This window comes from Rickettsiales bacterium Ac37b (genome assembly GCA_000746585.2).
In the GTDB taxonomy this organism is placed as follows: domain Bacteria; phylum Pseudomonadota; class Alphaproteobacteria; order Rickettsiales; family Arcanibacteraceae; genus Ac37b.
On sequence record CP009217.2, the window covers coordinates 1807047 to 1832068 of the forward strand.

At 32.1% G+C, this 25022-nt stretch carries 28 protein-coding genes and 1 pseudogene; 13 read left to right on the top strand and 16 right to left on the bottom strand.

Annotation, left to right across the window (positions count from 1 at the left end):
• The first annotated feature begins 96 nt into the window (after nucleotides 1-96).
• Together rnhB and NOVO_08885 are read left to right on the top strand one after the other, a co-directional pair.
• Nucleotides 97-708 carry a Ribonuclease HII gene (gene rnhB, locus NOVO_08880; protein AIL66095.1) on the top strand — a complete coding sequence of 204 codons (612 nt, stop codon included), beginning with the start codon at nucleotides 97-99 and terminating at the stop codon, nucleotides 706-708.
• Nucleotides 709-1173: 465 nt separating this feature from the next.
• Nucleotides 1174-1368, top strand: a complete 195-nt coding sequence (locus NOVO_08885; GenBank protein ID AIL66096.1) for a hypothetical protein — start codon at nucleotides 1174-1176, stop codon at nucleotides 1366-1368.
• Here NOVO_08885 and ppnK read toward each other — a convergent pair.
• The 6 genes from ppnK to NOVO_08915 form a co-directional block, all read right to left on the bottom strand.
• On the bottom strand, nucleotides 1360-2139 hold the full coding sequence (gene ppnK / locus NOVO_08890) for a putative inorganic polyphosphate/ATP-NAD kinase (protein AIL66097.1): 780 nt from the start codon (nucleotides 2137-2139) through the stop codon (nucleotides 1360-1362). The two genes, NOVO_08885 and ppnK, sit on opposite strands and share 9 nt — an antisense overlap.
• 144 nt (nucleotides 2140-2283) lie before the next feature.
• Complete coding sequence (znuA, locus tag NOVO_08895; GenBank protein AIL66098.1) at nucleotides 2284-3231, bottom strand: High-affinity zinc uptake system protein znuA precursor; 948 nt, start codon at nucleotides 3229-3231, stop codon at nucleotides 2284-2286.
• A 10-nt stretch (nucleotides 3232-3241) separates the two neighbouring features.
• Complete coding sequence (gene greA, locus NOVO_08900; protein AIL66099.1) at nucleotides 3242-3718, bottom strand: Transcription elongation factor GreA; 477 nt, start codon at nucleotides 3716-3718, stop codon at nucleotides 3242-3244.
• Between the two features lie 148 nt (nucleotides 3719-3866).
• Nucleotides 3867-7169 carry a Carbamoyl-phosphate synthase large chain gene (carB, locus tag NOVO_08905; protein AIL66100.1) on the bottom strand — a complete coding sequence of 1101 codons (3303 nt, stop codon included), beginning with the start codon at nucleotides 7167-7169 and terminating at the stop codon, nucleotides 3867-3869.
• 71 nt (nucleotides 7170-7240) lie between these two features.
• Nucleotides 7241-8383: a Carbamoyl-phosphate synthase small chain gene (gene carA, locus NOVO_08910; GenBank protein ID AIL66101.1), complete on the bottom strand. Its 1143-nt coding sequence runs from the start codon at nucleotides 8381-8383 to the stop codon at nucleotides 7241-7243.
• Nucleotides 8384-8527: 144 nt separating this feature from the next.
• Complete coding sequence (locus NOVO_08915; protein ID AIL66102.1) at nucleotides 8528-8869, bottom strand: hypothetical protein; 342 nt, start codon at nucleotides 8867-8869, stop codon at nucleotides 8528-8530.
• An 85-nt stretch (nucleotides 8870-8954) separates the two neighbouring features.
• Here NOVO_08915 and rpe point away from each other — a divergent pair, with 85 nt between their 5' ends.
• Nucleotides 8955-9617, top strand: coding sequence for a Ribulose-phosphate 3-epimerase (gene rpe / locus NOVO_08920; GenBank protein ID AIL66103.1), 663 nt, complete (start codon nucleotides 8955-8957; stop codon nucleotides 9615-9617).
• Between the two features lie 208 nt (nucleotides 9618-9825).
• Nucleotides 9826-10080: a hypothetical protein gene (locus tag NOVO_08925; protein ID AIL66104.1), complete on the top strand. Its 255-nt coding sequence runs from the start codon at nucleotides 9826-9828 to the stop codon at nucleotides 10078-10080.
• 346 nt (nucleotides 10081-10426) lie between these two features.
• Here the strand turns inward: NOVO_08925 and NOVO_08935 are convergent, their stop codons facing one another.
• The gene (locus tag NOVO_08935; protein AIL66105.1) at nucleotides 10427-10936 is read right to left on the bottom strand and encodes a hypothetical protein; all 510 of its coding nucleotides are present in this window, start codon (nucleotides 10934-10936) and stop codon (nucleotides 10427-10429) included.
• 15 nt (nucleotides 10937-10951) lie between these two features.
• On the bottom strand, nucleotides 10952-12805 hold the full coding sequence (gene kefC / locus NOVO_08940) for a Glutathione-regulated potassium-efflux system protein KefC (GenBank protein ID AIL66106.1): 1854 nt from the start codon (nucleotides 12803-12805) through the stop codon (nucleotides 10952-10954).
• 101 nt (nucleotides 12806-12906) lie between these two features.
• Here kefC and fabG_3 point away from each other — a divergent pair, with 101 nt between their 5' ends.
• Complete coding sequence (fabG_3, locus tag NOVO_08945; protein AIL66107.1) at nucleotides 12907-13644, top strand: 3-oxoacyl-[acyl-carrier-protein] reductase FabG; 738 nt, start codon at nucleotides 12907-12909, stop codon at nucleotides 13642-13644.
• A 40-nt stretch (nucleotides 13645-13684) separates the two neighbouring features.
• Here the strand turns inward: fabG_3 and NOVO_08950 are convergent, their stop codons facing one another.
• Nucleotides 13685-14389, bottom strand: a complete 705-nt coding sequence (locus NOVO_08950; GenBank protein AIL66108.1) for a hypothetical protein — start codon at nucleotides 14387-14389, stop codon at nucleotides 13685-13687.
• A gap of 304 nt (nucleotides 14390-14693) precedes the next feature.
• Between NOVO_08950 and NOVO_08955 the strand changes: the two genes are divergently transcribed.
• Nucleotides 14694-15086: a Transposase gene (locus tag NOVO_08955; protein AIL66109.1), complete on the top strand. Its 393-nt coding sequence runs from the start codon at nucleotides 14694-14696 to the stop codon at nucleotides 15084-15086.
• A complete protein-coding gene (locus NOVO_08960) occupies nucleotides 15050-15547 on the top strand; it encodes a hypothetical protein (protein AIL66110.1) in 498 nt (165 codons plus the stop codon). The genes NOVO_08955 and NOVO_08960 overlap by 37 nt, the downstream gene beginning before the upstream one ends.
• Here the strand turns inward: NOVO_08960 and NOVO_08965 are convergent.
• Both NOVO_08965 and NOVO_08975 read right to left on the bottom strand, forming a co-directional pair.
• Complete coding sequence (locus tag NOVO_08965; GenBank protein ID AIL66111.1) at nucleotides 15544-16239, bottom strand: Cobalamin biosynthesis protein CobT; 696 nt, start codon at nucleotides 16237-16239, stop codon at nucleotides 15544-15546. The two genes, NOVO_08960 and NOVO_08965, sit on opposite strands and share 4 nt — an antisense overlap.
• A pseudogene (locus tag NOVO_08975) lies at nucleotides 16229-17164 on the bottom strand (cobalamin biosynthesis protein CobS; disrupted). Before NOVO_08975 ends, NOVO_08965 begins: the two are co-directional and overlap by 11 nt.
• 276 nt (nucleotides 17165-17440) lie before the next feature.
• On the opposite strand from NOVO_08975, the gene tlpA reads away from it, so the two are divergent.
• From tlpA to ccmA, 6 genes are all read left to right on the top strand, one after another.
• Nucleotides 17441-18160 (top strand): Cytochrome biogenesis protein tlpA, encoded by a 720-nt coding sequence (gene tlpA / locus NOVO_08985; GenBank protein AIL66112.1) that lies wholly within the window; start codon nucleotides 17441-17443, stop codon nucleotides 18158-18160.
• A 160-nt stretch (nucleotides 18161-18320) separates the two neighbouring features.
• Complete coding sequence (locus tag NOVO_08990; protein AIL66113.1) at nucleotides 18321-18644, top strand: hypothetical protein; 324 nt, start codon at nucleotides 18321-18323, stop codon at nucleotides 18642-18644.
• Nucleotides 18645-18658: 14 nt separating this feature from the next.
• A complete protein-coding gene (locus NOVO_08995; GenBank protein ID AIL66114.1) occupies nucleotides 18659-18937 on the top strand; it encodes a hypothetical protein in 279 nt (92 codons plus the stop codon).
• A gap of 5 nt (nucleotides 18938-18942) precedes the next feature.
• A complete protein-coding gene (gene fliP, locus NOVO_09000; GenBank protein ID AIL66115.1) occupies nucleotides 18943-19683 on the top strand; it encodes a Flagellar biosynthetic protein fliP precursor in 741 nt (246 codons plus the stop codon).
• Between the two features lie 163 nt (nucleotides 19684-19846).
• On the top strand, nucleotides 19847-20659 hold the full coding sequence (locus tag NOVO_09010) for a hypothetical protein (protein ID AIL66116.1): 813 nt from the start codon (nucleotides 19847-19849) through the stop codon (nucleotides 20657-20659).
• Between the two features lie 8 nt (nucleotides 20660-20667).
• Complete coding sequence (gene ccmA, locus NOVO_09015) at nucleotides 20668-21306, top strand: Cytochrome c biogenesis ATP-binding export protein CcmA (protein ID AIL66117.1); 639 nt, start codon at nucleotides 20668-20670, stop codon at nucleotides 21304-21306.
• A 115-nt stretch (nucleotides 21307-21421) separates the two neighbouring features.
• Here the strand turns inward: ccmA and NOVO_09020 are convergent, their stop codons facing one another.
• The 5 genes from NOVO_09020 to NOVO_09040 form a co-directional block, all read right to left on the bottom strand.
• Nucleotides 21422-21730, bottom strand: coding sequence for a hypothetical protein (locus NOVO_09020; protein AIL66118.1), 309 nt, complete (start codon nucleotides 21728-21730; stop codon nucleotides 21422-21424).
• 152 nt (nucleotides 21731-21882) lie between these two features.
• Nucleotides 21883-22275, bottom strand: a complete 393-nt coding sequence (locus tag NOVO_09025; GenBank protein AIL66119.1) for a Transposase — start codon at nucleotides 22273-22275, stop codon at nucleotides 21883-21885.
• A 169-nt stretch (nucleotides 22276-22444) separates the two neighbouring features.
• Nucleotides 22445-22789, bottom strand: coding sequence for a hypothetical protein (locus NOVO_09030; protein AIL66120.1), 345 nt, complete (start codon nucleotides 22787-22789; stop codon nucleotides 22445-22447).
• A gap of 48 nt (nucleotides 22790-22837) precedes the next feature.
• On the bottom strand, nucleotides 22838-23128 hold the full coding sequence (locus tag NOVO_09035) for a hypothetical protein (protein AIL66121.1): 291 nt from the start codon (nucleotides 23126-23128) through the stop codon (nucleotides 22838-22840).
• Nucleotides 23129-23158: 30 nt separating this feature from the next.
• Nucleotides 23159-25000: a hypothetical protein gene (locus NOVO_09040; protein AIL66122.1), complete on the bottom strand. Its 1842-nt coding sequence runs from the start codon at nucleotides 24998-25000 to the stop codon at nucleotides 23159-23161.
• Between the last annotated feature and the right edge of the window lie 22 nt (nucleotides 25001-25022).

The window sequence follows — 25022 nt, forward strand, 5'->3', positions numbered from 1 at the left end:
GAACTTTAATTATGGTACAAGAATTTTGATGGTGATTCAACCTAGTGTTCATTCATCGATACTTTATAATAAGGTTATTAAAAGTTTGTGGTAAAAATGATATATAAGCCCCATTTATTAATAGAATCTAAATATCAATATTTAAATAAACCGGTAGCTGGTATAGATGAAGCCGGAAGAGGCCCGTGGGCAGGACCTATGGTTGCCGCAGTAGTTATTTTAGACCCAAATGCAATTCCTGAAGGCATTAATGATTCAAAAAAATTAACAATTAAACAACGTACTCTTATTTTTCAAAAATTGATCCAAGTTGCTGATTTTGGTATAGGTATTGTATCCGTCGAAGAAATAGACCTCTTTAAAATAACTGCTTCTACAACTATAGCGATGAATAGGGCTATAGAACAGCTACGCTCAAAGCCCTCAACTTTATTATTGGATGGTAATGCTAAATTACAATTAAACGTTCCAGAAATAGTAAATATCGTAAAAGGAGATAGCCAAAGTTTATCAATAGCAGCTGCTTCTATTATTGCAAAAGTTACTCGAGACCAAATAATGTACGATTTGGCTAAAGAGTTTCCCATGTATAATTGGAACACTAATGTAGGCTACGGCACTAAAGATCATATAAACGCTATAAATTCTTATGGTATCTGTAAATATCACCGAAAAACTTTTGCCCCTATACAAAAATTCTTATCTTAAAATTAAAAAATGGCTAATAGATTTAAAATATTAATATTAATAACATATATAATAATAATTTAATTTATTATTAACATTTTCTTAACCTTTCAACCGTATATTCCTTTCATATATTGATTAATTTTATATAAAAGAGTTTATATATTAATTTCTTTATATATAGGATACAAACTATATAGTAAATTAAGTTGTATTTGGGACTAGGAGTGATAAGCAAAGCCTACAAAGAGTAGGAGAGCAAAGAACAACGTTCCGAATTCAAATCAATTTACTATAAATTAGCACATAGCTGATTAGAAATAAACAATGCCGACATAATTTAAATTAAAAAACTATAATTACTTATAGTAATATATTGCTCTTTACCAAATTAGGCCCATAGAGCTAAATTAGGCATTATAAATAAGATAATTAGAATATTTGCTGTCTAATGTTTCTATTTAATATTGATGAGAGAATATAAATATGTACCATGTTAATGATGTTAATTATTCAGACACAAAAAATACTAACACCAATAATACATGTCAAATTATACAACTATTCCCTAATAACCCAAACCATATTTTGCATAAACATAATTTATATAGTTTTATCTCTAAAAAGCTTTCTATCAATGTGGACACAATATACCAAGAATTAATTAATGATTCAGAATGAAAATTGCTCTCTGATAATCCTTTCCTCCAAACTATGCCCTTCATCAAATAATAGATTAATTTTTTGATCATCTGACTTTTTGATGTCTACACTTATTACATGTTTTACTTCATAAAAATCTGCAACGGCATTTGTAGATCTTTTTTCAGATTCTAATATTTCAAATTTTATACATGCTGAACTAGGTAATAATGCACCTTTCCACCTTCTAGGACGAAAAGGGTTTAAAGGGGTAAGAGCCAATAAATCTGCTTCAAGCGGTATCACTGGTCCTCCTGCTGATAAATTATAAGCAGTACTACCTGCAGCAGTAGATACTATAATACCATCACAAACCATTTCATTAATTTGTAGAATATCATTTATATAAATATTAATTCTTGCTGCTTGATTAGTATCACGTAATAAATATATTTCATTAATAGCTAACCTAATATGTTCTGTGTTATCGTTGCATCTAGCTAACATATGCAAAGGGTTAATAGAGGTAATGTTTGCTTTTTCTATTCGGGATAATAAATTATCAGTAGAAAAGATATTCATTAAAAAGCCAATATGACCTACATTCATACCATATAACGGTATGTTTAGGTGCATTAGATGGTGTAAACTGTGTAACATAAACCCATCTCCACCAAGCACAATAATTATGTCAGGCTTCTCTTCTAGACTTACAAAACAATATTTTGCTTGCATATCAGATAAAGCCTGGAAAGATTTCTGATTATCATCAGCTATACACGCAATTTTTGTATATTTTCTTTCTTGCATATTATAACATCATTAATAAATTGTAATACTATAGTTTCGTGCTTTGAATTAGCATATGTGTTCTTCGCCACCAACCTAACAAAAAGTAGGTTTCGTTCATAATCCCTATCTACTAAGGAAGCTGAAAAAACTATAATTTATATTTTAACGATCATTCATACATTGTACAAAATTATCCGCTAAATTACGCATTAAAGCAAAATATATATCATTACTTTGTGTATTATTACCACCCCATTCAGCATCTAACACACCTGTTTTAATTTTAGTATTTTGTGCAATTTTTGTTATTATATGATTGGAAAATTCAGGCTCTGAAAATATACATTTAACCTTATTTTTTATAATAATATCCTGTAATAAAGATAATTTTTTAGCACTAATAGTAGAGCCAGATGAGGAAAACTCTCCTAAATAATTTAATTTGTAATGCGTATCAAAATATTGATAAGCATCATGAAACACTAAATAAGAGCTATTTTTATAGGGCTGTAATTTAAGCCCCACTTCTTTATCAAGATTGGTAACTTTATCTTGTGCAATTTCTGCATTCAAGACATATTGATCTAGATGCGCAGTATCATATTTCATCAGTGTATTAGCTACTATTTTAAGTATAGCTTTTGCATTTTCTGGATCAAGCCATATATGTAAATCATTTTCTCCATGATGGTGATGATCTAGATCATCTTCGCTATGATGATGCTCATGGTGGGTATCATCCTTATTTTTATTTATAATCTTCTCTCTAGTCTTAAGTAAATGTATAGAAGCATCTTTTGTAAGTTCTACTATCACTAAATTTTTTTTTCCAGCTGTAGCTATGGCTTTTGGTAAAAAATATTCTAAATTTTTATCAATTAAAAAAATAATATCGCAGCTAGATAATAACTTTAACTCTGATGGTGATAAGCTATAATTATGGGGAGAACTATTAGGCTTAGAAACTAGTAATTTTGAATTATTGATGTCTTTTGTTATATTTTCAACCAAACTATATAATGGTCTAATACTAGAACATACCGTTAATTCGGCTAACACATCATTTACATAAAAAACAATCCCTAATAAACAAAAAATGTAAAATTTCATTAATATACCTTTAATATTCTATTTTTAATATTTCGTAAGCCTTACTTCCTTTTGGCGTCACTACTTCTATACTATCTCCCTGAGCTTTTCCTATTAAAGCACGAGCTAAGGGAGAGGCAATAGAAAGTAAACCTTGTTCTAAATTAGCTTCATATTCACCTAAAATACGATACGTTACCTCTTCATCAGTATCCAAATCTACAAGTAAAACCTTGGCTCCAAACTTTACAGTGTCCCCAGACAATTTACTAATATCAATAACATCAGCTCGTGCTAATTTATCTTCTAATTCACTAATTCTTCCTTCAATAAAACTTTGTCTTTCACGAGCTGCATGATATTCAGCATTTTCTGATAAATCACCATGGCCACGTGCTTCTGCAATTGCCTCTATTACCGCAGGCCTTGATACTGTAGAAAGCCTTTTCAATTCTTCTTTAAGTTCTTCAATTCCTTTTACTGTAATAGGAAATTTATTAATATTCATAATTCATTCCTTATCCTATATTATAAATAATTACTATATACTATATTCAATATCTAAAACATATAATGTATTGAGATTATTAGCAAAATAATTATATATAAGTTATTATACATTTAATATATTAGTTTATATTTTAATACATAATAACCTAATATATATCCTTAAAATTAACTTTTAGTTTATTATGCACCACTTTAAAATAATCTTGTAAAGATAATACATCTAAACCTTCTTTATCATTTTTTAATCTAGCAATAGATTGGATAATTGCTTTTGTACCAGATATAGTTGTAATACACGGGATCTTATTCATTAAGGCCGTTCTCCTGATACTAAAACTATCACGTATAGCTTGCTTGTTTTCTGTAGTATTAACAACAAGCTTAACTTCATTATTGCTTATTAAATCTACTATATGCGGACTGCCCTCTCTAACCTTATTTACAATTTTAACATCTAACCCTTTTGCTAATAAAAAATTACCAGTTCCACGTGTTGCAATAATACTAAACCCTAATTTAATAAACTCAGAAGCTATAGGCACTACCGCTTTTTTATCATAATCTTTTACCGAAATAAACACTGTACCATTTATAGGAATTTTTGTACCACTACTGATTTGGGATTTAGCAAAAGCTGAAGGAAAATCTTTATCAATCCCCATTGCTTCGCCAGTAGACTTCATTTCTGGTCCTAAAATAATATCCACATCAGGAAATCTTGCAAATGGAAAAACTGGCGTTTTTATTGATGTATAGTTTAATAATTGGTCAACACGAATATTACTATTTAATCCAAAATCAGATAATTTTTTATCTAGACTTACTAAAGCAGCAATTTTTGCTATCGGTATCCCTATAGTCTTTGCTACAAATGGTACAGTACGGCTAGAACGAGTATTAACTTCTAATATATATATCTTATTATCTTGAATAGCATATTGTATATTTATAAATCCTAGGACATTTAATGCAGTCCCTAACGACTGCGTATATGTAATAATTTTAGCAATAATATCTTGCGATAAAGAAAATGAAGGCAAGGCACATACAGAATCTCCAGAGTGTATTCCAGCTTCCTCTATATGCTCCATAATACCAGCAATAAATACATCTTTACCATCACATATAGCATCAACATCTACCTCAATTGCATTATTAATAAACTTATCTATAACCAAGGGACCAGTTGAAAAAATATTTTTATTTTCATCTAAATATTCTTCAAAAGATTGATTATCATGCAATACTTCCATTGCTCTTCCCCCCAAAACATATGAAGGGCGTGCCACAATCGGATAACTAATTAATGATGCTTTTTCTCTTGCTTCTTCTTCTGAATAACAAATAAAATTTTCAGGATAATTAAAGCCATGCTCAATTAAAAGATTTTTAAAACGTTCCCTATCTTCAGCCCTATCAATAGAATCATAGGATGTACCTATAATTGACACCCCCGCAGAAGAAAGAGCATAGCTAAGCTTTAAAGGTGTTTGCCCTCCAAACTGTAAACTTACACCAATAAAATTGCCATTAGATTTTTCTTTATCTATGATTTCCATTATATCTTCAAATTGTAAAGGTTCAAAATATAACCTATCTGGAGTATCATAATCAGTTGAAACTGTTTCAGGATTACAATTTACCATAATTGTTTCAAAACCTGCTTCTCTGAAAGCATATACAGCATGCACACATGCATAGTCAAACTCTATACCCTGCCCTATACGATTAGAACCACTACCTAAAATCATAATTTTTTTACGATTTGAAGGCTGAGCTTCACATTCGGTGTCTTGATTTAATTCTGTATCATAGCTTTCATAACAAGAATATAAATATGGTGTAGTAGATTCAAATTCTGCAGCACAAGTATCTATTCTTTTATACACTGGTCTTACACCTAATTTATGACGTAATCTTCTAATTTCATGAGCTTCAATTTTACATAACTCTGCTATTCTCAGATCTGAGAACCCTTGTTTTTTTAGATTTAATAATTCATATTTGGTAGTAGGTAGCCCATATTTTTTTAATTGATTTTCAGCGTACACTAACATTTTAAGCTGCTCTAAAAACCATCTATCATATTTGGTAATTTCATGAATTTCTTCAAGAGATATATCCTGCCTAAATGCTTCTGCAATCAGTAATAATCGCTCTGGGGTAAATAATTTTAACTTATCTAAAATTATATCTTTATTACTATTTTGCAAATTAAGATCATTCAGACCTGTTAGTCCTATATCTAATGATCTTAAAGCCTTCTGTAGCGATTCAGCAAAACTTCTACCAATTGCCATTACTTCCCCAACAGATTTCATTGAACTTGATAACACTGCTTTAGTAAGAGAAAATTTTTCAAAGGTAAATCTTGGAATCTTAGTTACAATATAGTCAATCACAGGCTCGAAAGAAGCAGGTGTCACTTTTGTACAATCGTTATTTATTTCATCTAACCTATACCCCACAGCAAGCTTAGCAGCAATTTTGGCAATTGGAAACCCAGTAGCCTTAGATGCAAGAGCTGAAGAACGCGACACCCGAGGATTCATTTCAATAACAAGCATCCTACCATTTTCTGGATTAATAGCAAATTGAACATTAGAACCCCCAGTACTCACGCCTATTTCCTTTAATACAGCGACAGAAGCGTTACGCATAGTTTGATATTCTTTGTCAGTCAGAGTCAATGCTGGGGCTACAGTGATACTATCACCAGTATGCACTCCCATAGGATCAATATTTTCTATTGAACATACTATAATAGTATTATCCGCAGAATCTCTTACTACCTCCATCTCATATTCTTTCCACCCGATCACAGATTCATCTATTAGAATTTCTCTTACTGGAGATGTATCTAAACCGCTCTTTACAAGTTCTATATAATCTTCTTTAGTATAGGCAATACCCCCTCCTGCACCACCAAGAGTAAACGAAGGACGAATAATTGCAGGCAACCCAATATATTCTAAAGCCTCTAATCCCTCTTTCAAAGAATTTACTATAGCATTTTTAGGACATTCTAATCCTATACGCTCCATGGCTTCTTTAAATAATCTACGATTTTCTGATTTTTCTATAGCTTCTCTTTTAGCACCTATCAATTCAACATTGTATTTTTCTAAAATCCCCATATCTGCGAGCTCTAAAGCACAATTTAAAGCTGTTTGACCTCCTACAGTTGGTAAAATTGCATCTGGACGGTCTTTAGCAATAATTTTAGCTACAAATTCAGCTGTAATAGGCTCAATATAAGTAATATAAGCTATATCAGGATCTGTCATAATTGTTGCAGGATTGGAATTAACTAAAATTATTTTATAGCCCTCTTCCTTCAAAGCTTTACAAGCCTGGGTACCAGAATAATCAAATTCGCAAGCTTGACCAATAGTAATAGGACCTGCCCCTATAACTAATATAGATTTAATATCCGTACGCCTAGGCATATGTTAATCCTATTAATAGGATTCTCTTTATAAGAGAATTATAATATAATTTATTACACTTCATTTTCTTATCACTTCATATAATTCACAAATTGGTTAAATAAATAATGGCTATCATGAGGACCTGGTGAAGATTCAGGATGATATTGAACTGAAAATACAGGTTTATCTTTTAATGCTATACCTTCTATAGTTTGATCAAATAATGAGATATGAGTTATATTAACATGAGATGGTAGACTTTCCTTCCTAACCACAAACCCATGGTTCTGTGTAGTAATTTCAATTTGGTTAGTGATTAGATTCTTTACAGGATGATTAGCTCCTCTATGACCTTGATGCATTTTTTCCGTCTCAGCCCCAAGAGCTAAAGCAAGCAATTGATGCCCCATACACACCCCAAAAATAGGAATACCTGTCGCAATAAGCTGTTTTAATATAGGAACCGCATAACTAGCCGTTGCTTTAGGATCTCCAGGACCATTAGATAAAAAAATACCATCAGGATTATATTTCATAATAGTACTGGCACTAGTATTACTTGGTACTATAATTGCCTCACATCCAACATTTTCTAAGCAGTTCAACATATTTAATTTCATTCCATAGTCAATTACAACTACTTTTTTAGCACCAGCTATATGATCTTTCTTCCAAGAATAAATTTTTTTACAACTAGTTGCAGCTACAAGTTCACAGCCATCCTGCATAGGAGTACTTAGTAACCTTTCGTATAAATTATCCCAATCAAATTTCTCACCTGGAGACCTATGAAAAATTAATACATTTTCAGCCCCAAATTTTCTTATATATCTAGTAATTGCCCTAGTATCAACATTTGTAATACCAATTATATTTTGTTCTTCTAGCCAATCATTAAAATGGATAGTGCTTCGGTAATTAGAATCTCGGCTAATATCATTACGTAAAATTATCCCCTTAGCATAAATTACCTTTGACTCCATATCTTCAGCATTTGCACCAACATTACCTATATGAGGAAAAGTAAAATTTATAATTTGTCCATTATATGAAGGATCAGTAATAATTTCTTGATAACCAGTAATAGAAGTATTAAAACATATTTCACCAGAAGTAATACCATAACTACCGATGCCCTTACCAAAAAACACCTTTCCACTTTGAAACATTAGTATAGATGTGGCATAGTCTGGACATAAGTATCCGCTAGGCAAATTAAGAGGATCTAACATAATATAATAATAGCTTTAAAAATTTAGGATATATATAATCAATTTCATAGTAAATGTTTATTCAAAACCACGTACCATGTCAAGCATTTTTATAAGCGCTACCAAGAGATATATTATAATTTTTTTGTTAATAAGATTTAAATATTAGGCACCTTTTCCACCACCTTTACCTGCTATATTACTAGGACGTGGCATATGAGCAGCTGGTGTCGGTAAAGTGCCGAGGCTTGCAAGAGCCTGACTTGCTACCCCGAGTAAAAACCCTTCACTTTTAAAAACATTAAAAATCGTATCAAAGCCTAAAAACATCGAGCCCATCACACGCCAAATACCGCTTTTTTCAAGCGTATTATCAACAGCATTTTGGATATTTTCATTTGCTCCTGCCTCCAGTACATGCCCAGAACTACCACTACTACCACCAGCTAAGTTTCCAGCATGACCAATTGAAGAAAGAACTCTTCCCATACCCATACCATCAGACATAAATACCTCTTTACTTTATTGCGTATTTATAATAATACTTTATTATTATTAAAATATCAATAATTACTGAATATACTATAAAGTTATGGCTCAAGATATTAAAATTGCTCCTTCTATACTTTCAGCAGATTTTTCTAAATTAGGAGAAGAAGTCCGATCTATTACAGAAGCTGGTGCTTCATATTTACATATAGATGTAATGGATGGGCATTTTGTACCAAATATCACTATTGGCCCCTCCGTAGTAAAGGCGATTAGACCATACTCACATATAACTTTTGATGTACATTTAATGATAGATAATGTAGATAACTATATTAAAGCTTTTGCAGATGCTGGTGCAGATATTATAACCATACATGCTGAAGCCTGTATCCACTTAGAAAGATCAGTACAACTTATAAAATCTCTGGGTAAAAAGGCTGGCATATCTCTTGTGCCTACAACCCATCCTAATGTTTTAGATTATATTTTACCAGAATTAGATTTAGTAATGGTAATGACGGTTAATCCTGGATTTTCTGGTCAGAATTTTATCTCATCTCAACTCGAGAAAATTAGTATTATTCGTCAAAAGATTAATAAAATTAATAAAAAAATCGATTTAGAAGTGGATGGTGGTATTAATCTTATAACCGTAAAAAGCGTAATAGAAGCTGGAGCAAACGTGTTAGTTGCCGGTGAATATATATTCAAGGGGGGGGATTACCAAAATAAGATTAATTCTTTAATCAACATAATCTCTTAGCTCTGGCATTGCTAGTAAAGAGTTTGTTAATAATCCCATATCTAATTTAGGATGATGTATTCTCTTCGTGTGATATCCATAAAATTAGTTTTTTTTTAATAAGTTTATATTTTAATTGTATTATATATGAGGTAATTATAAACTATACATATAATTAGAAATTATGCTAATTATAGTAAAGTTAGTTTACGTATTAAATGGTTGATATATGAAAAAATTTGTCTTACCAGCATTTTTTAATGGAGTAAAAGCTCCTTTTACAGTTTTTTTAGGCGACTCAGAACCAAGACACCACCCACTTCACTTTCAAACTGATTGGCTATCTAGAGAACGTGGAGGTACTATTCCACAAGAAGTTATGGACAGTATAGCAAAATTAAAAGAATTAGCAGAAAAAAATAATGTTTCTTTTGAAGAATTGTGTGTATACGCCCTTGGTTCCGCTCAACAAGAAGAAGACTAATGAAGATGAAGAACAAAACGCAAATGATAAAGGGAATAACGAAGATAATCCTAATCTTGAATAAAGTAATATATTTTATTTCTAACAAAACATTAATCTTTTAAATAAAACTTATATAATAGTATAATATGTAAATATTTAGCAATTTAGAGATACGTAAGAAATATCACACTCGCAAACAGGTACAACAATCTTTTATTTACTTATAGTAGGAGAGCTTTGAGCTAACTGCGTCCGCAAGTTCAAATCAATTTACTATACTCATTTTTTAACTTATATTCCACTATTACTTAGCATTATAAATGTAAAATACTCCTATACCAATTATCTATGGTAAAAAACTAATTTAACGTATTTCCTCATTATTATATACACCCCATAACGAATTACGCAATAACCATCCTTTACATTTTTCTACCTGTATCATACACCATTCTTTCTTACAGGATATAATATTTACACGTAATTCTGGCTCAAGCATGCATATTTTTTTTGATACATTATTAGATTTATTATACATAGTTTGTAATTTACTACCTATGACAATACCTACTCTTTTACCAGTTAACATAGATTCATGCACCCATGCTTCATCGCCTTGTTTATCACGCACTTTACGCCAATGTTCAAACTCTGCTAACACCTCTACAGGCTCACCTCTTTTGACAATAGTCCATAAAATTGGATATCGTATATTAGGACCAGCACGCATATTAACTTCATTAGACTTAACAGAAACAAAACGTGGTATGGGTAACTTCTCAGCAAACGTTTCTTCTATATGCGCCAGTACAATAATAAATAATATGCTTATAGCTTTTTTACATATCCATAATAATTTATCTATATTATTCACTTTATTTTCCTAAAACTATTTTCCGCCTTTGGGTTTTTTACTATCCAATTCTTGTTCAGAAATATTATAAGAACTAATATGCTTGAATTCATCATCTCCCATCATTAGTTGCCCCATATAATCATAACCTAAATTTTCTTCATCATATTCTTCATCAATATATTCTTCAGGCTCTTTAGCTAAAATATAGTTACCAGCTCTAAATTGATTTTTAATCCGACTTACTTCAGATTCGCTTATACCTACCGATTTTAGTACTGCACCTCCAAGTTGAAGCCCTGTTTCATAAGTTTCGGGGACAATAATTTTTGCACCTGCTTGATATAATTGCGCAGAATTACTAAGATCCTTAGATCTTACCACTACTGGTAAGTCAGGGAAATTTTTACTAATAATTTTTGCTGTTTTTTGCAATGTCACTTCATTATCAACCGTGATAATCACAGATCTTGCTCTTTCGATACCGAGGGCCTTTAATGTTTCTAAGTGAGCACCATTTCCAGCGTATAAAGGGAATCCTTCTGCACACCCTTCTTCAACATTTTGTGTATCTACATCGATAGCCACATAATTAACATTTTCAGCTTCAAGTAATCTAGCCACCATTTTACCTACACGACCAAATCCTATTACTATTACGTGATTATCTAAATCAGAAATTCCTTTATAAATCACCTCAGGAGAAGTAGGAACTTTCTTTTCTAATTTTGTAGCAATTCTACTTCCTATAGCAGAAAGCAAAGGCGTAAGAGCCATTGTAACTGTTATAACAGCTAACAATAATTGACCAAATTCAGAATCTATTAATTTTCTTTCCATGGCTAAATTAAACAAAATAAAGCCAAATTCACCACCTTGCGATAATAATAACCCTGTATGTATTGAAGTACTAAGGCTTAAGCGAAAAATTAAGCTTAAAGCTATAATAATAAGAGCCTTAACCGCAAGTAATGATAATGAACATAAAGCTATAATACCAATTTGTTCTACAACCATATTTATATCTATGGACATACCTACTGTCATAAAGAATAACCCTAGAAAGAGCCCCTTGAAGGGATAAATACTTTCTTCAGCCTGACGTTGAAATTCGGTTTCGGCTACTAATAATCCTGCCACAAACGCCCCTAAAGCATGAGATAGCCCCATATATTCCGTAGACCATGCAGCACCAAGTGCTATCAAAAGAGTTGTTGCCACAAATAATTCATTAGTTTTGGCTGGATTAGCAGAAGTAATCATTTTAAAAAATGGCCTAAGCATTAGCCTGCCCAACATAAAAATTACAAGTAAGGCAATTAATGCTTTTACAAAAGCTGAGCCAAGCGCTGAAAAAATATTAGTAGTATTTGAACTTAGTAATGGTATCAATACGAGTAACGGTACTACTGCAAAATCCTGCATTAATAAATTTGATAAGGATAATCTTCCAACTTGGGTAGATTGCTGTCTATTTTCTGCTATTACCTGTAATACAACCGCTGTAGAAGACATCGCTAGCCCCCCACCTATAATCATAGCTGCCTTTATATTTACACCTAACATATTAATTAAATAGCCAAGAACAACGCTAGTAATCACTACTTGTAAGGTCCCAAAACCAAATACATATAGCCTCATAGCCTTTAAACGTTCAAAGGTTAATTCAAGGCCTATAGCAAACAAAAGAAATATTACACCAAAATCTGCAAATAACTCTGTATCAGCAGTTTTAATAATATTCAGACCATGTACACCTATAATAGCACCAGCTGCAAAATAACCTAATACAGGGCTTAAATTTAATTTTTTAAATATACCAACTACTACAACAGACGCAGCAAGTAATAATAAAATATTGGGTAAAAATTCAGCCGGTGATGTTTCCATTTCTCTCTCTTTCTATTATACACAAATTTTAAAGTTTCTTTTTACGTGTCTTTATGATAATTAATATATAATAATAATGATAGTAAAAATATACATAAAACGTGAAAAAAATTGCTTTAATCACAGGATCCGCCACTAGAATAGGTAAAATGATAGTCAAATCATTGGTAGAAGATGGTTGGCAGGTTGTTATCCATTATAATAATTCCCAAGATGAAGCAGAAATTTTGCTTCAAGAACTAAACGCAAATAACTTGCAGGCCTTTAGTGTTCAAGCAGATTTAATCGATGAAAATCAAACTAAATCCATCTTTCCTTACATCACCAAGAATATTGGTCAAGTATCTTTATTAATTAACAATGCAGCTAGCTTTATTAATGATAATGTAGCAAACTCTAATTACGAAATTTGGCATCAAAACATGTCAGTAAATTTACGAGCACCATTTTTACTAATGAAAGATTTTAAAGAACAGCTCTTAGAGCAACGTGGAAACATTATTAATATTTTAGATTACTGTGTTACTAAATTACCTGTGGGAAAATTTTTATCTTATAGCTTAAGCAAAAACGCTTTATGGGAATTAACCAAGCTATTTGCGATAGAGTTTGCTCCTCAAATACGGGTGAATGCCCTAGGACCTGGGTCTATTATGCGTGGCATTCGACAATCTGAAGAAAATTTTACTGCATCCCGCATACATTCTCCTCTTAATAACGCTGGTTCAATAGAGGATATTTATAACGCGATAAAATTTATTTTAACTACTCCCTCTATTACTGGGGAACTGATTAATATAGATGGTGGAAAACATTTAAGCGGAGAGCTTAATTATTAAAATTAATGTGCTATAATATATCCTTTGCCTCTAATTCAAATTAAACAACCATCTCCGTAAATAACCTATCTAATTTTTCAAATATAATATTCCCTAATTGAGCTGCATCTAAAATCCTTTCAGAATTTTGGTAGTACTGCGTTACATCATGACCTATACCAATAGCAACCAGTTCAATCTCTTTTTTCTTTTCAATATAACTGATAGTTTCTCGTAAATGTCTTTCCAGATAACGGCTATCATTCACTGATAAGGTACTATCGTCAACGGGCGCACCATCTGAAATAACCATTAATATGCGTCTTTTTTCTTTCCTTTTTCTTAACCGGTTATAAGCCCAAATTATGGCTTCACCATCAATATTTTCCTTTAGTAAACCGTCGCGCAGCATTAAGGCTAAACCTAATTTTGCCTTACGCCACGGAGTATCAGCTGATTTATAAATTATATGACGCAAATCATTTAATCTTCCTGGATTGGCTGGCGAAGCACTGTTCTGCCACAATTTTTTAGATGAACCTCCCTGCCATTCTTTAGTGGTGAAGCCCAAAATTTCAAGCTTCACTCCACATTTCTCTAATGTTCTAGCTAAAATATCGCTACACATAGCAGCTATCATTATCGGTTTTCCTCGCATTGAACCTGAATTATCTATTAATAAAGTCATAACTGTATCTAATGCATTTTGGGAATGTTCTTGCTTATAACAATAGCTATGGTTATTTTTAGCTACTAATTCTGCCAATTTTTTGTTATCTAATATTCCTTCTTCAACGTTATATTACCACCATATTGGCTTCTTAACCAATAATTTACGCTTCAATTTATTAGCCTTTACCTGAGTAACATTCGATTGTTTTTCGGTAAGTTTTTTATCAAGCCGCTGACGCAGCATAATTAATTCACTATTAGAACATAGATGAAACGGCGTAGTAACTTCATCATATAAGCTCGTATATATTTTATAATTTTTATTATAGTAAATTAAGTTGATAAAGACATGATATATGATATATTAAAAAGCTCATAAACCCAAAACAGTAGAAGCAATGGCATATTCCTTAGATTTACGTAAAAAAGTAATTCACTATGTTAATAAAGGTTATACCAGAGAAGAAGCTGCAAGAATTTTTGGCATAGGTGAAAGAACAATTTATAGATGGTTATCGAGATCGAAATCCGGGAATTTAGCAGCCACACGAGCAGCTAAGCCATGGAAGAAGCTTGATCCAATCAAATTATTAAACGAGGTGTCTAAAAACAGCAATTGGCTATTATCTGATTTTGCAAAGGTTTTTAATGTGTCTACAGCTGCTATCTGTTTGGCATTCAAGACTTTGGGGATCACACGAAAAAAAAGACCACACTCTATCGTGAACGGGATGAAGCAAAACGGCAATTATTTTTGGCAGCTATCGCAAACTATAAAGCGGAAGATATAGTTTATATTGATGAGAGTGGAATTGATAGCTATTTGTACTATTCTTGGGGATACAGTCTCAGAGGAAGTAAAGTTTATGGTGATATCTCAGGTAAAAAACATGATCGAGAAAGCTTTATTGCAGGTAAGGTTGGGAAGAAAATTATTGCGCCAATGTGTTTCAAGGGCACATGTAATACAGAAGTTTTTAACGAGTGGGTTAGTCAGTGTTTGGTGCCCGAACTAAGATTTGGTCAAGTTGTAATACTTGATAATGCAACGTTCCATAAGTCAGCTAGAACTAGGAATTTAATAGAAGATATAGGCTGTAAACTTTTATTCTTACCACCTTACTCTCCTGATCTCAACCCAATTGAAAAATATTGGGCTCATTTAAAAGCTAAAATCAAACCTATCATTACTAATTTTAATAACCTTAGCGATGCTATTGATTATGGCTTCTCTATGCTATTCTCAACTTAATTGACTATAGCTTCCACATCTAAAATTATTTTAGGTTTCTGTACATCCGCTTCATCTGTTTTTTCCAATTTAGATGATAGTTTATATAATTCTTTTACCGAAGAAGCTTGGTTATAACTAATAGCTGTAGAATCTATCTTCACCTCAGCTTCATTAGATTCATCTAGCTCTACCATAATTTTTTTAGTATTTACCTCATCAGGTACATTTAACTTTAATTCTTCAATTAATTTAATTATTATTTGAGCAAATTTTTGTTGATTATTTAGAGCATCTACTAAAGCATCCCTATATCTGTTAACTATTTTATTATAATCATCATATATCTCCAAAGATATAAGATGCATTACGGGAGTATCAATTAATTTTGCCCTGACTAACAAATAGAGAATATTATCTGAGGAATAAATTATATCAGTATATGTCTTAATTAGTAGCCTATTTAAATTACTTAAAACTCCCTTAAACCTTCTACCACCCAAAGCTTCTATCCGTGCTTGTTCACACTTTTCAATAATTATACTATTTTCTTTAGAAGTTATATCATTAGATAGATCACTATTATGATATAATAGTATGAGTGCTTGTAAGTCTCCCTCTCCTCTTTCTCTAACCTCAACATTTAATTTCTTAGAACCAGAAATTGCTCTTGAAGCAGCATTAATAGCTTGTTTTAAATCATTAGTTAGCAATTATACTCTCTTTGATGGCATGATCAAAAATACGTTGATAATACTCAGCAAGTATTGGTTTTTCTGCCTCATCACACTTATTTAAGAAAGATAGACGAAACGATGTTTCCAAGCACTTAAAAATTAACATGTTTTTAGCCCAATTAATTACGGCCCTTGGTGACATCACACATGAAATATCTCCTACCATAAAACCTTTACGTATTAATGAAGCTAGTTCTATCATATTTTTTATAACTTCCTGGTCTAACTGCGGACTATTAGCCCTCACTATAGCTATTTCTTTTTCTAACGGTAAATAATTGAGGGTTGCTACTATATTCCATCTATCCATTTGTCCTTGATTAATAACATGTGAGCCATGATATAAACCTGTTGAGTCCCCTAAACCAATAGTATTAGTGGTTGCAAACATACGAAAGTAAGGGTTAGGAGTAATCACTTGATTTTGATCAATTAAGGTAAACTTACCATCATTTTCTAATATACGTTGTAATACAAACATTAGTTCTGGACGTGCAGCATCATATTCATCAAAAATTAACGCCATCGGTTGACGTAATGACCATGGTAATAATCCTTCTTGAAATTGGGTTATTTGGACTCCATCTTTTACTATAATACTGTCTCTACCAATAAAATCTGCTCTACTTAAATGTCCATCGAGATTAACCCGAAGACATGGCCAATTTAATCTAGCTGCTACTTGCTCTAAATGTGTTGATTTACCTGTGCCATGATAACCTTAAATCATAACTTTCATATTATATTTAAATCCAACTAAAATCGACATTAATGTTTCTCTATCAAAACAATAATTTTGATCTATAGTTGGTACATGTTCATTTTTGATATCAAATATTGGTAATTCCATATCAATATCTAAATCGAATAATTCTTTTGCTGCAACTAATTTTATATTCATAAATTTATGTTTATTTACTATTTTTATTATCTTGTTTTATAGAAGTTAAGTCTTCTGGAGGTAAGGTAAGAGGGCCTCTAACTGCGCATCCATACAATAACGTCACACTTATACAGAATAGTAATAATAACCTCTTTGTATACGCTACAACTATCTTATTTTTAATTGACATAATATATCCCAACTGTTAATTATCAAAATATGTAATAATGCTTACATTAAAAATATTATAGTGTAACAAGAAATCTGGATAATACAAGTAGTACTCTTAAACAAATGATACAGTTTATAATTTTATTATTGTCTTTCTTTCTATCTTTTAATGTTTGCCTTGCAAATGATTTACCTGATTCTCCTACTAACCTTAATTATAATATTGAAGAATACCCTCCTCAATCTTTGCCTGACGACTATCTTTTTGATGAAAATGATAAAGGCCATTTGCTAGAAGAGTTTGATGGACAAGTTGTATTATTAACTTTTTGGGCTACTTGGTGCACTTCTTGTCTCGGTGAAATGCAAGATTTAGATATATTACAAAAAGATTTTAAGAAAAAGCCTTTAAAAGTCATAGCTATATCTGAAGATTTTAAAGGTATTGATGTGGTAAGTGACTTTTATAAACTGCATGAAATAAAATATTTAGATAAATATATAGATAAAAAAGGTGTATTATTTAATGCCTTTAATATTATAGGCGTACCTACCTCTATTATTATAAACCATCATAATAAGGAAGTTGCTCGCGTGATAGGAGCTGTCGATTGGAATGATCCATCACTACGCAATCTACTTAACAAATATCTTCAAGCAGCACCCGGAAATAATAAAGAAGACCTAGATCAAGACGTTCAAGGTTCAAAACAAAATTTGATCATAAATGTTAAAAAACCATCCCCTAAAGAGACAGAATCTTCTGCACCCAAACAAGAATTACCTTCAAATAATCCTCCACCCCAAGAAGAGATGCCTAAACTAGCGCCTCCTACTAAATAATTTCTATTATCTAAATGACTTTGCTTAATAATTATCAAAATTGCTAATAAAGACTTTGTTAACAGTTCTATATAGGACTGTTAATTTTAAATTAACTATATTATATTATTTATTTTAATAATATTTATAGATTAGCTAAATAAATGGATTTTAGATACTTATGCCCCAAAATAAAAATTTGTCTTCATTAATCACCGAATTAAATGAATTATACTTTGCCAGCAGTCATCTGCCTTTGTCTAATGATATAATATTAAAATTAAATAAAAAAATAGATTTAATATTAAACTTAATAGATTCTACGCCTGAGTTAGATATAAGAGAAACTAATCATTATATCAAATCTTTTAGAGATTTTTTAGTTAATTACACTAGTATTTTAGAAAAATATAAATTAAATATAAAAAAGCAATTACTAGAAATTGATACACATGCAAACGCATTTAATGCTTATAACAATGTTCTTAACTATAACATCAAATAAAAAAGCAACTCAACATGGAATTATATAGTTATTTAAAAGTTTTATTAGCCTTAAGTTTTGTTATAGCGCTTATTATTGTTATTGCTGCCTTATTTAAAAAATTTAATCTTTTCTTTAACTTTTCAACATACAAGAAAGACTCTAAGCTAAACATAGAAGATATGTTAATTCTTGATAACAAACGTAAAATAGTGTTGGTCAGATATGTAGATTCCGGATATTTAATATTACTTGGACATAATAATGAAACACTTATAAAATCAGATATTAATCTTAAGGAAGTATTATACTGAATGATATGAATAACTTATATAAAACACTCAAATATCTTTTCTTAGCCTCTGTTTTGGTATTCATTACTTCTGTGGCATCTGCTGAGCCAATCAATTTCAATCTTGACGACACTAAGCTTACTTCTAGAATTCTTCAAACTATTGCCTTAATTACTATACTCAGTCTAGCACCGTCAATTTTAGTAATGGTTACTTCTTTCACTAGAATTATTGTAGTTCTTTCATTTTTACGTAATGCACTCGGAATACAGCAAAGTCCTCCCAATACAGTATTAATTAGTTTAGCGCTATTTTTAACTGCTTTTATTATGTCTTCAACTTTTGAGACTGCGTATCATGAAGGTATTGTTCCTTTAATTGAAGAAAAAATGACAGAGCAAGAAGCCATTCCAGTAATTATAAAACCTTTCCAATCATTTATGCTTAAACACACACGTGAGAAAGATTTATCGTTATTTTTATCATTTACTAATAAAGAGGTACTGGACTCTCCACAAGATACTCCTTTAGAAGTTTTAGTACCAGCTTTCATGATTAGCGAATTAAAAAGAGCATTTGAAATTGGATTTTTAATCTTTATACCTTTTCTAATAATTGATATACTGGTTTCATCTATCTTGATGGCAATGGGTATGATGATGTTGCCACCAGTTGCGATTTCTTTACCATTTAAATTAATATTTTTTGTTATAATAGATGGTTGGCATATGATTTGTGGTAGTTTAATTAAAAGCTATGGTTTATAATTTATGTTAGGAGTTAGTTATGTTCAAAAAATTACTTTCTACAATATCTATTTTAATGCTTTTAAATGCTTGTTTAAAAAGCCCACCTCATGAATTAAAAAGCCCATGTGTAAGCGGTATCGAACAAGATAATTAATTAATTTTTTATACAAGGAGTATAATAATGACCTTTGATTGTGATAAACATTCTTTTTCCTGTTCTGCCTTAATAATAGGATTAAGCTTAATTATAGGCCTTAGTGTACTTGGTTATTTTATATGTAGTGCATCTTCAAATAGTAAAAAAATGGATCGTATTATAACTGTAACAGGCCTTTCAGAACGTATTGTTACCTCTGATTTTGCAATATGGACTATAAATTTTAAATCTACAGGTAATGATTTACTTGAAGTAAGCAAACAAATTGAAACTGATAAACAAACCATTACCAATTTCTTATTAAAACAAGGTTTTGCTCAAGATGAAGTTACAGTCGGTAAATATAATGTTACCGATCTACTCGCGCAACAATATAGAAATAATAATAACACACAGGATTATCGCTATATTATTAATACTTCTCTTGAAGTAAGTTCTTCAAAAATTAATTTAATTAAACCAGCTATTCAAAAAATTGGAGAATTGGTCCAACAAGGAATAGTACTTGAATCTAGTTCGGGATATTATGCAGCTGATGTTAGATATGAATTTACTAAATTGAGCGAAATAAAACCAGAAATGTTAGCTGAAGCTACAAAAAATGCCTATGACTCTGCAAAACAATTTACTAATGATTCTGGTAGTAAACTTGGCAAAATACATAGAGCTGCACAAGGAGATTTCATGGTAGACTCTTATTATGGCCCATCTACAGACTCAGTTAAGGCTGCTATGCCTATGATGGCACGTTCTTATATTTCTGTTTCAGGCGATAGTTCTACTATACAGAAAAAAGTTAGAGTTATGCCTACAATAGAGTATTATTTAATAGATTAATAATCTATATGTTAAGCTGTTCTAATATTACAGTAGAATCTAATTATAATGTTTTATTTAAAGACTTAGGTTTTTCACTATTACCTGGGTCTTTACTTATTCTTAGAGGTAATAATGGTAGTGGTAAAACTACTTTACTCAAATTAATAGCAGGTATTATAAAACCTACAAAAGGAACTGTTTCTATCGAACATCATAATGAATATAAGTTGATAAATTATATTGCTCATAAAAATGCTTTAAGAACTGAACTATCTGTAATAGATAATTTAATATTCTGGTCTGAATTATATCAAACTCCCGAATTAATTTTACCAGCTTTAATGTATTTTGGTTTAGATGATATAAAAGATATATCATGTTGTAGATTATCTGCTGGTTGGCAAAAAAAAGTCGCTCTTGCACGTCTTATAGCATGTCATAGTTACATATGGTTATTAGATGAACCAGAAAATAATTTAGATAATTCAAGTAAAGAACTCTTATATACTTTAATTGATACTAGAGTAAGACAGGGGGGAATAGTTATTATAGCAAGCCACAATAATTATCCCATCCCCTACAATAGGGAATTATTTTTAGAAGATTTTAATCCTAACAATGATAATGTTGAATCCGGCCTAATATCAAACTCTCAAAAATTTTAGTATTTCTGTGCTTTCTGTTGTTTTTACTATATATCCAATGTGAGAGATATTTAATAATAATTTAATACTTAGTTAAATTAGATAACAGAAGTTTTGATTGTTCCACTATAGTCAATTAAGTTGAGAATAGCATAGAGAAGCCATAATCAATAGCATCGCTAAGGTTATTAAAATTAGTAATGATAGGTTTGATTTTAGCTTTTAAATGAGCCCAATATTTTTCAATTGGGTTGAGATCAGGAGAGTAAGGTGGTAAGAATAAAAGTTTACAGCCTATATCTTCTATTAAATTCCTAGTTCTAGCTGACTTATGGAACGTTGCATTATCAAGTATTACAACTTGACCAAATCTTAGTTCGGGCACCAAACACTGACTAACCCACTCGTTAAAAACTTCTGTATTACATGTGCCCTTGAAACACATTGGCGCAATAATTTTCTTCCCAACCTTACCTGCAATAAAGCTTTCTCGATCATGTTTTTTACCTGAGATATCACCATAAACTTTACTTCCTCTGAGACTGTATCCCCAAGAATAGTACAAATAGCTATCAATTCCACTCTCATCAATATAAACTATATCTTCCGCTTTATAGTTTGCGATAGCTGCCAAAAATAATTGCCGTTTTGCTTCATCCCGTTCACGATAGAGTGTGGTCTTTTTTTTCGTGTGATCCCCAAAGTCTTGAATGCCAAACAGATAGCAGCTGTAGACACATTAAAAACCTTTGCAAAATCAGATAATAGCCAATTGCTGTTTTTAGACACCTCGTTTAATAATTTGATTGGATCAAGCTTCTTCCATGGCTTAGCTGCTCGTGTGGCTGCTAAATTCCCGGATTTCGATCTCGATAACCATCTATAAATTGTTCTTTCACCTATGCCAAAAATTCTTGCAGCTTCTTCTCTGGTATAACCTTTATTAACATAGTGAATTACTTTTTTACGTAAATCTAAGGAATATGCCATTGCTTCTACTGTTTTGGGTTTATGAGCTTTTTAATATATCATATATCATGTCTTTATCAACTTAATTTACTATATATGAACTGGCGTATCTAGACACTTCCCTTGTTCTCATGTGCTGGGGTGCCTTTATTCACTTCCATTAGTATTATTATACACCGTAATTACCCAGTCATTGTGGCTTTGGAGGAGGAGCTTTTGGTTCTTCACCCTTAAACCAATCTTTAATTTTAGCAGCAGTATCAGCAAGCACAGTGTTCCACTGGAAGCTTGCGGTGAAGCCTCCTTTATCCGTGCCTTCATGTTTTGCTTCTTCACCTAAACCCGAATGAACCACACCATTATCGTGTTTATCACTCACTCCAAAGTTTACTGAAGTGAGCGCACTTCCACCCGTTGCTTTAGTTGGATCAAACGAGAACCCAAAATGATAGCTCGAAGATTCGCTGGTTTCAGCAATATCTTCACTAGATACCTCCCCTACTACTTTAAGCTTTTCTGTTCCAAATACTTTCACATTTTAACTCAACTATTAGTTGTATTTAATCGACATATATACAACCATCTACAAACCTCTTTTCTTCCACCATTCATCTGTATGGAACTCCGGAGGGACTTTATCTGCATCATCAAAGATGGGATCTTTTATTCCATATTCTTCGCGTAAAGCCTTAAACCATTCTGTATTTAATTCTTTAGGCAATTTTATTCCACACCATGGGCAATAATACAACTCTTGTGAGGTACCTCTTCTATCCTCAGATACTCTCATATCATATGATCTTAAAGAAGGATCATAATTGATTTCTTTATTTTCTTTTACATAATATCGCATATTATCACAACAATGTTCCATAACAATTTTTTCCTATATATTAATTGCTTTTTATTTAATATTTATATTCCTTAGCTCTTTCCACTTTATTTTTAAACCTATAGGACCTTTATGCTTACCTTCAATATAATTTCCATGCTTATCAGCATCTTTATACCATTCTAAACCTTTATCTGTTTCTTCAAAAACCTTCCATTCAGATCCACCATGTTTTGCATTATCTTTACTCCACCAAATTCTATTACCATTCTCACTTACAGCTTTAGGATCTTTATAGAATTTTCCGAATGTACCGTGTAGCATGGCTTTGTCGTAATTATCAACTGCCCAGTCATCCCAGCCTTCATTTATCAAAATAGTCATATCCACGTCAGAATCAGGGATTTCAAAGCCTTGGTCAGCGTAGTTTTTTCCTCCAGGAAGTGGCGTATGTAGTATCTTTGCACCTTCTGCTTCGGGTAGTGGCGTGTGCAAGATTTTGCTTTCCTCTTGATGAATTGGCGTATCTAGCACACTTCCCTTATTCTCATGAGCCGGAGTGCTTAGGATGATACCTTTATTTAATGCATCAACTATTTTTGCATATACTGCTGTTGCTGTGCCAACAAGTAAGGCACTACAGGCTGGATTCACTAAGCAAGTTTCAACTGCAGCTATAGCTATAGCAGGATGGGCCTCCAACTCTTTGCTGCCAAAAGTTTCACTCCAAAGGGTGGATAACCAGCCCTTTCCTTCAGATTTTAGTTGCACAGTCTCCTTAGCAGTATATTTACCAGCTGATAAATCCGCTATAATCCTCTCTCTTTCTGCCGGAGATGACTTATAAAGCTCATCTACAACACCATGGATTGCCTGTTTCAGCTCCTTTTTGTGTTTATCAGAGATATCTAATTTATCTACTTCATTATTTATTTTTTCATAATCTGAGATAGCATTTTCTGGAGCAGTTTTTCTTGCTACTTGCTCTTCTTTCTTTGCAACCTTAGGTTGTGGCTTTTTGGTTTCTTTATTGTTTTTAGATATATTATCTTCATCAGCATTTTCCTGATCTTCGCTATTACCCGCTATCTCATCAGGATTAATCCAGTCATTGGCTGGATTTGGAGGAGGAGCTTTTGGTTCTTCACCCTTAAACCAATCTTTAATTTTAGTTGCAGCCTCAGAGAGCACTGTGTTCCACTGGCCACTAACGGTAAAGCCTCCTTTATCCGTGCCTTCGTGTTTTGCTTCTTCACCTAAACCAGAGTGGACGACACCATTATCGTGTTTATCACTCACTCCAAAGTTTACTGAAGTGAGCGCACTTCCACCCGTTGCTTTAGTTGGATCAAACGAGAACCCAAAATGATAGCTCGAAGATTCACGTGTTTCAGCAATATCTTCACTAGATACATCTCCTATTACTTTAAGCTTTTCTGTGCCATAGATTTCAGCCCCCACTAAGTGGATTTTATTTGCTGTAACAGATACATCCTCACCACTAATCCCGGAGATAAAGTTCACTAGCTCACTATTAGAATGAGATTCTCCTGCTCCAAAAGAGACTGCTGGCGCAACTCCAGCTGGAGTAAATGAGACACCAAGGGATATACTCGAACTATCTGCTTCCATAGAGTTTATGTCATGCACCGACTCAATCAGTAACTTTTTAGCAACAGCTACTTCAACTTTCTGGCCTTTAATATAAGCACCTTTGATAGTTAAATCTCCGCCCACTTCAACCATCACTTGAGGTGCTTTGATAAAGGAGGGCACATGATGGCTTCCAAATGCAGTATAATCACTCTCTGAATGGCTAAATGCAACTGTTAGGCCATTAAAGTTCATATTCGCCACCGGAGTATTTGAACTCGCCCTGCCTTCCTGGTCTATTTTCTCACTTGCCGCCTTCACTTCCAGCTTTCCTTTCTCAACC